The organism is Microcystis sp. LSC13-02, assembly GCA_002282935.1.
In the GTDB taxonomy this organism is placed as follows: Bacteria; Cyanobacteriota; Cyanobacteriia; order Cyanobacteriales; family Microcystaceae; genus Microcystis.
Genome location: MTBT01000049.1, coordinates 7,000 through 13,835, shown reverse-complemented (window position 1 = coordinate 13,835; position 6,836 = coordinate 7,000). Strand labels below are relative to the sequence as shown.

The window sequence follows — 6,836 nt, the reverse complement described above, 5'->3', positions numbered from 1 at the left end:
ATACCTCTACTTTTTCAGAAGCAATTCTGTCTAAGCAAGTAATCTCTGTGAACCAAGAATCCCCGTCTCTTTAGAGCGGGGAGTGTCAACCGAGTCACTTTTTTCATTATTAACCACTTGACAAAGTGGCCACAGCAGTGGTATTGATTTAGGATAGGAAGTTTTCGGGAGTCAGTCGTCGGTCGTTCATACCAAATTAGCCTACACTTCATCTTGATAAGAAAGGCTATATTTTTTGCAGCTTCTTAGGGAAATTATGACCACTAATCCTCTTAACTCGCTCATTTTAGAGCAGATTAGTCTTATCTGTGAGCAATACTCGATCGAAAGTCGTATTCTCGAAGATTTTGCCGATTTTGTCATCAAAAATCACCGTAAAAAGTCGCCCAAACCATCGTTAACTAAATCAAAAACTACAGCCACCACTACCACAGGCTCAAAAGTTAAACCTTTAACTCTAACGCAACTTAAACAGGCAGTTTATGCCTATTTTGAGGTTAGCAATACCACAGAATTAAAAAAATCGAGTATGTTTCAAATGGCTACTAGAGCCTTTGATAATATCAATTTATCTCAGCGAGAAAGTTGGGAGGTTATCTACAGGAAATATATCGGTATTCTTCCCGAAGAAGATTACGAACAGGGGAAAGATTGTATCAACGGTATCAATATTTTTAAATACTTTCGTCCCTATCGTGTTTTCGATCTTGATCCAAACACTGCCAGCAAGGAAGACATTAAAAATGCCTATTATCGTCTTTCTAAGATCTATCATCCCGATAACCAAGAAACAGGAAACTCTCACATCTTTGATCGTTTGACTGTGATGTATAAGTCTATCACCACGGAGATAAAATAATTATGCCTCGCAAAAAAGAAATTTTTACTATCAGAGAAGCTGAACTAATTCAATGGCTTTCCATTTCTCATAAGAGATTGGATGAAATCGTTAGCTTTTTTGATGCTGATCCTAATGATGATTGGGATTTAGTTGAGGGTGACGATTATCAATTTGTCAATAAGGAGAAGAAACTTCGTAACTTTTCCCCTAAAGGTGCTTTTAAAATTGCTTCCTATATCGAGAAGAATGAAAAGCGAGGAATTTTCTACAAATTTAAAGAATTTTTTACTAAGCACGATCAAAAAATTCGTCGCTCTTTGGCACGAAAATTAATTTTTGCTGAACTCACTGACTCTGGCGAAATTCAAGTTTGTCAAGGACTGGCTATGATTCATAAACAGAGTTTACGGCGAATTTTAGAAACTAATGGAGCCAAGCTAAATAAAACCGTGAATCATCTTCAGCAAAGAACTGATAAACCTCTAGAATTAGGAGTAGATTTTTACGAAGATGAAAAAAGAGAGTTTTGGTTCTCTGAAAGTGGAATAGTGATGATTTCTAAGTCCATGAGTGAAACTTTGACGAATAAATCGCGCCAAGAAATGTGTAAAATGATTGCAATGGAGTTTCCTCTTGCCTTTAAAGAAATTCAGGAACATCTAGATGACGATACCAAACAAAAAATCGAGATTGAAAAGGCTAAAAAACGAGCTAAAACTAGAGATAAAAACACTTGTCAGGTGACAGGGCAAAAACCGGATAAAGATGTAGAATTTAATCTCGCTGTCCATCATCTTTACTCTGTCCAGAAATATCCCCATCTAGCGACATTGGATCTGAATTTGGTGACTATTAAAGAAGAAATTCACCAAGAATTTCACGGTAACTTAGGGGGATTTCATCAACCTTGCACAATCGAGGATTTTATCGAATTCTTGCATATTTACTATCCCGAACATCAGGGCAATTTAGCCTTAAAACTTCAGAAAACTAAGAAAAAACTGGAAAAATTAGCTAAATAATCATTCAATTTCGGGGGGTGAATAGCTCCAAAGTGATTATCCATTTTTTTAGGGAAAGAACGACCAAATTTCATCCCGATCGATAATTAATTTATCTTGAGGTTTTGCCGAAACCCCGATCTGACGAGGAACAGCCGCATCTAAATCATTGGCAACTATTGTCAACTCCGCCCATAGTATATATGATAGTTGAACTCTAATTTAGGATATAGCTGGGTCTAGAGAGGATAATATGGATAAGATCAAGGTAGGATTGTTGTTTGGTGGTCGATCGGGAGAACACGAGGTATCTATCAATTCGGCTCGATCGATCCTGCAAGCTTTTAATTACCCCGAAAATCTTGACAAATACGCCGTTATCCCCTTCTATATCGATAAAAATGGCTGTTGGCATTCGGCAGCAACTGCTAGACAAATTTTAACCTCTGGGCAACCCCTAGCTATTGAGAGTGATATAAAAGTCAATATCTGGCAATTTCCCCCAGAAGTGAGCGAAATTGAGGTTTGGTTTCCAATTCTCCACGGACCGAATGGGGAAGATGGCACTTTGCAAGGATTACTCACTCTCATGCGGGTTGCTTTTGTGGGTAGTGGGGTCCTGGGTTCATGCCTAGGAATGGATAAAATTGCCATGAAAACTGCTTTTGCAGCTGCTGGATTACCCCAAGTTAAGTATAAGGCCGTAACCCGCTCGCAAGTGTGGTCAAATCCCTGTATTTTTCCGCAATTGTGCGATCAAATCGCCGAGGAAATAGGTTATCCCTGTTTTATTAAACCGGCTAATTTAGGTTCTTCGGTGGGTATTAGTAAAGCGCGCAACCGGCAAGAATTAGAGGCTGCTTTAGATAGTGCTGCTAGTTATGATCGACGGATTATTGTTGAAGCAGGAGTAACCGCAAGAGAAATCGAATGTGCGGTTTTAGGTAATGATAATCCCCAAGCTTCCTCGGTGGGAGAAATTACTTTTGATAGTGATTTTTATGACTATGAAACTAAATATACTGACGGGCGATCGAGTATGGTGATTCCCGCTAATATTCCCGATAAAACTGCTAATCAAGTGCGAGAAATGGCTGTAGAAGCATTTAAAGCTGTGGATGCTGCGGGATTGTCGCGGGTGGATTTTTTCTATGTGGAAAAGACTGGGGAAGTGTTTCTCAATGAAATTAATACTCTGCCGGGGTTTACTAATTTTAGTATGTATCCCCAACTCTGGAAAGCCACCGGTTTAGAGTTTGATAAATTGGTCGATAAGTTAGTACAATTAGCCTTAGAAAGACAGGAAAAATAAGGTTAAATTACCAACATTTCTAGGATAGGAATTACCTAGCCTAGAGATATTGATCAATTAGATAGTTTCAGGATCAATGCCCAATTCTCGTAATTTTTGGGCTAATCTTTCCCTTTCCAAGATAGCTTGTTCTTTTTCGAGGATAGCCTGTTCCTTCGCTTCTCGTTCCTGTAATTCTGCTTCTGCGGCAGTTAGCACTAATTCACCCGTGGGGGTAAAGTAACGCAATTTCCTCTCAAAAATGCCTAAATATAGTTCTAATTGTTCACTCCATAAATAGCCGTTTTCATTAGCAGGAATAGCCTGATATTGTCCAGCAATTAGTCTAAATCCTTGCAGTTCTAAACTTTCAGGATCAAACCAGAAATAGTTAGGAGTCCGAAAGGTATTTTGGTAGAGAATTTTCTTTTTATTGCGGTCAATATTGGCCGTAGAATCGGAAAGAATCTCGACGATTACATTGGGATATTTCCCCTGTTCTCCCCAAACTACCCAACTTTTGCGGGGACGTTTTTTTGTATCTAAAACCACAAAAAAATCAGGACCGCAGAAATCGCGCTTTTTTAGTTGTTCTTCGTTATAGTAGATGGTAAGATTTCCCGAAGCATAGTAATTATTTCTTTCTTGCCATAGCCTTTCTAAACAACCGATCAGAATTGTAATTTGTTGTAGATGTAGATCACTTTCCAAGGGTGGTTCATCACTCCATAAATCGGTGGGGGGACAGGTAACTTCCGGTAAAATGTCGAGAGTTGTCATGGTTTTTCCCCGTTACACTAGCTTTGTTTAATTATAACTGTTAAGCTGTTAAATATTTAAATTGCTTGTTGAGATGAGGCAAGAGGCAAGAGGCAACAGTACGGTCATAGAAAACTAATTTTTGGCTGACTCACGAGTAAAACTGTAGATAATTTGGGTAGCTAATTGTGGTAATTGTGAGAAATCTTCATCGGACATTTTTTGACGATCGAGTTTCATTTGTAATCCCGTCATCGAATCGTCTCCGTCGGAAATTAAAAATTCTAAGCGTTCAATTTCCGACCAATCTTTAATGTCATTTAATATCTTGTCAATAACCAGAAGATAAGGATGGGAAGGATTTTTATACCAATTACTGCTGACACCCTGACGAATATCTAAACCTAAATGTACGATCAAAGGGGCGCGATCAAAAAGGGCATTGGCTACCGGTCGGGTTTCTTCTTGGAGAGATAATTGATTAGCGCGACTTAACTGTCGTAATTTCTCCAATTGATGATATCTTTGCGAAATTGACGGCGGATTTTCCCCCCAACTGAGAGCGATGGTGACTAGATAGGTTTGTAAGAATAGATGTCCTAGCTTTTCCGCTTTTGTGGCTAGATAATTGGAATTATAATCATTAGCCTCGATCAGCAAAGGTACTCGCTCGACTATTTCCAAACCATAGCCTTTTAATCCGGCAATTTTACGGGGATTATTGGTAATTAAACGAAGATTTCTCACCCCCAAATCGTTGAGCATTTGCGCTCCCATGCCGTAATCGCGCAAATCGGCGGGAAATCCTAACCTTTCGTTGGCTTCCACCGTATCTAGTCCTATATCCTGTAAAGAATAGGCTTTTAGCTTATTAATTAAGCCAATTCCCCGTCCTTCCTGTCGCAGGTAAACCACCACCCCCAAACCGTTTTTTTCGATCATTTTTAGGGCAGTTTGTAACTGTTGGCGACAATCGCAACGCAAGGATCCCAAGGCATCCCCGGTCAGACATTCTGAGTGCATTCGTACCATTACAGGTTGATCGCCAAAGAGAGCGGGATCGCCTTTCACAATAGCGATGTGTTCGGTTTGATCTAATAAATTTCGGTAGGCATAAAGCTGAAAAGTGCCGAATTGACTGGGAAAATCACAGACCGTTTCCCGATGGACAAAGCGATCGTGTTTTAAGCGATAACCGATCAGATCGGCAATGCTAATTAACCTTAGATTATGTTGACGAGCGTATTCAAATAGTTGCGGTAAACGGGCCATGGAACCATCGGGATTTTGAATCTCACAGATAACTCCCGCTGGATATAACCCAGCTAACCGAGCTAGATCCACGGCTGCCTCCGTATGACCGGCACGTTTTAAGACCCCACCGGCTTTAGCACGAATCGGGAAGACATGACCGGGACGGGTGAGATCGTCGGGACGAGTAACCGGATTAATGGCAACTTGCACGGTTTTCGCCCGATCTTCTGCCGAAATGCCAGTTTTAACCCCTAAATGGGGAGCGGCATCGATGCTAACGGTAAAAGCGGTTTGATTGCTATCGGTGTTTTTTGTCACCATCAAAGGTAATTCGAGAGCATCAAGACGCTCTCCCGTCATTGCCAGACAGATTAAACCGCGAGCTTGCACTGCCATGAAGTTAATCAGATCGGGGGTGGCAAATTGGGCCGCACAGATTAGATCTCCTTCATTTTCGCGATTCTCATCATCAACTACGACAATGGCACGTCCGGCTTTGATTTCCGCTAAGGCAGTATCGATAGAGTCAAAAGCGATCGAAGTGACAGTCACAGGCATTAAAACGAGGGAATTATTTTCATTCTACAGGTTTGCTCGATCTGCTGAGGGTCAATTTCTGCCAGTTCCCTAGAAAAAAGTCTCCCGGTGAACCTGACGGCTGCCCGGGAGACTTTTAGCTATCTTCAGCTAGAAAATTAATTCAAACTAGCGGGGGTGATGCTGGCAACTTTGCCACCGAGACGGTTGATCTGTTGCAGGGTGTTATTTAACTGTTCAAAGGGGACGATAACCGCTTTGCTACTGCGACGGACACTGGGATAACCCGGTTTGCTGATGGCGGCAATTTCCACGCGATAGAGCTTACCCACATTACCATAGGCCACACTACCACCAAGAGCTTTACTGGGGGTGTTGCGTTGACCGGAGGGACGATAGGCCCAACCATCGCTGCCACCGGAGGGACCGACTACTGCCGAAGCACCGTTTTGGGCTAATTCCACCGCTAAACGGGAGGTTTTGCCGGCAATCTGAGAGCGATCGCTGTTGGCATAACCGCGATAGAGTTGGAACATCCGGGTAAATCCCACGGTTTTTTGACCAGGTTGGCTGGCAAAACCGCGATAGTAGGGAACGATGCTATCACCGAAGTTTTCGGTATATTCGGCGGAATCGATGTAGGAGTCGATATCGGCCTCGAATCCTTTGTTTTCGTAGAGATCGAGGTGATAGACCACTTCCGACTCATCGTAGGGAGCGCGACCTAAAAGATGTTTGATATTAAGTTCGATGACGCGGGTTTGGAAGTTACCGTAGAAGAATTTGTTCTTATACAGTTCCGATTTGGCCACGGCGCGGACGAATTCCCGCACGGTGATCGAACCGTTACAGAGTAAGGATTCGGCACTGGTAAGGCGCTCGGAACGCATGATATAGTCATTGCCTAGCACCTGACGATAGACAGCGCGAATAACCGCCTGTGCCTCGTCACGAGACCAATCGGGACGTAATTCCACGGGAGCAACCTCGCTAAAAGCGGTTGTCCCTAAACGGGAAGCTGAGGTAGTAATTGCCACTAAAGTTCTCCTACAAAAAAAATGATCATCGAAAATTTTGGGTGGGAAACCCCGCCGTTCTAGGTTGGCTTTACGTTAGTCTTAAAAAGACCGTCTCGAAAACCAAGTGGGCGGAC

At 42.1% G+C, this 6,836-nt stretch carries 6 protein-coding genes; 3 read left to right on the top strand and 3 right to left on the bottom strand.

From position 1 onward, the window contains the following. Window positions 1-256: 256 nt before the first annotated feature. The 3 genes from BGL89_RS21165 to BGL89_RS03000 all read left to right on the top strand — a co-directional run bounded on the left by BGL89_RS21165 (window position 257) and on the right by BGL89_RS03000 (window position 3,154). Complete coding sequence (locus BGL89_RS21165) at window positions 257-859, top strand: J domain-containing protein (protein WP_353743907.1); 603 nt, start codon at window positions 257-259, stop codon at window positions 857-859. 2 nt (window positions 860-861) lie between these two features. Further along, window positions 862-1,863, top strand: a complete 1,002-nt coding sequence (locus BGL89_RS03005) for a hypothetical protein (protein WP_286824372.1) — start codon at window positions 862-864, stop codon at window positions 1,861-1,863. A gap of 232 nt (window positions 1,864-2,095) precedes the next feature. Then, window positions 2,096-3,154, top strand: coding sequence for a D-alanine--D-alanine ligase family protein (locus tag BGL89_RS03000; protein WP_286824371.1), 1,059 nt, complete (start codon window positions 2,096-2,098; stop codon window positions 3,152-3,154). A 57-nt stretch (window positions 3,155-3,211) separates the two neighbouring features. Here the strand turns inward: BGL89_RS03000 and BGL89_RS02995 are convergent, their stop codons facing one another. From BGL89_RS02995 to BGL89_RS02985, 3 genes are all read right to left on the bottom strand, one after another. Then, window positions 3,212-3,913 (bottom strand): Uma2 family endonuclease, encoded by a 702-nt coding sequence (locus BGL89_RS02995; RefSeq protein ID WP_286824369.1) that lies wholly within the window; start codon window positions 3,911-3,913, stop codon window positions 3,212-3,214. Window positions 3,914-4,027: 114 nt separating this feature from the next. Further along, window positions 4,028-5,704, bottom strand: a complete 1,677-nt coding sequence (ribBA, locus tag BGL89_RS02990) for a bifunctional 3,4-dihydroxy-2-butanone-4-phosphate synthase/GTP cyclohydrolase II (protein ID WP_286824367.1) — start codon at window positions 5,702-5,704, stop codon at window positions 4,028-4,030. A 137-nt stretch (window positions 5,705-5,841) separates the two neighbouring features. Next, window positions 5,842-6,720: a phycobilisome linker polypeptide gene (locus BGL89_RS02985; protein WP_286824366.1), complete on the bottom strand. Its 879-nt coding sequence runs from the start codon at window positions 6,718-6,720 to the stop codon at window positions 5,842-5,844. Between the last annotated feature and the right edge of the window lie 116 nt (window positions 6,721-6,836).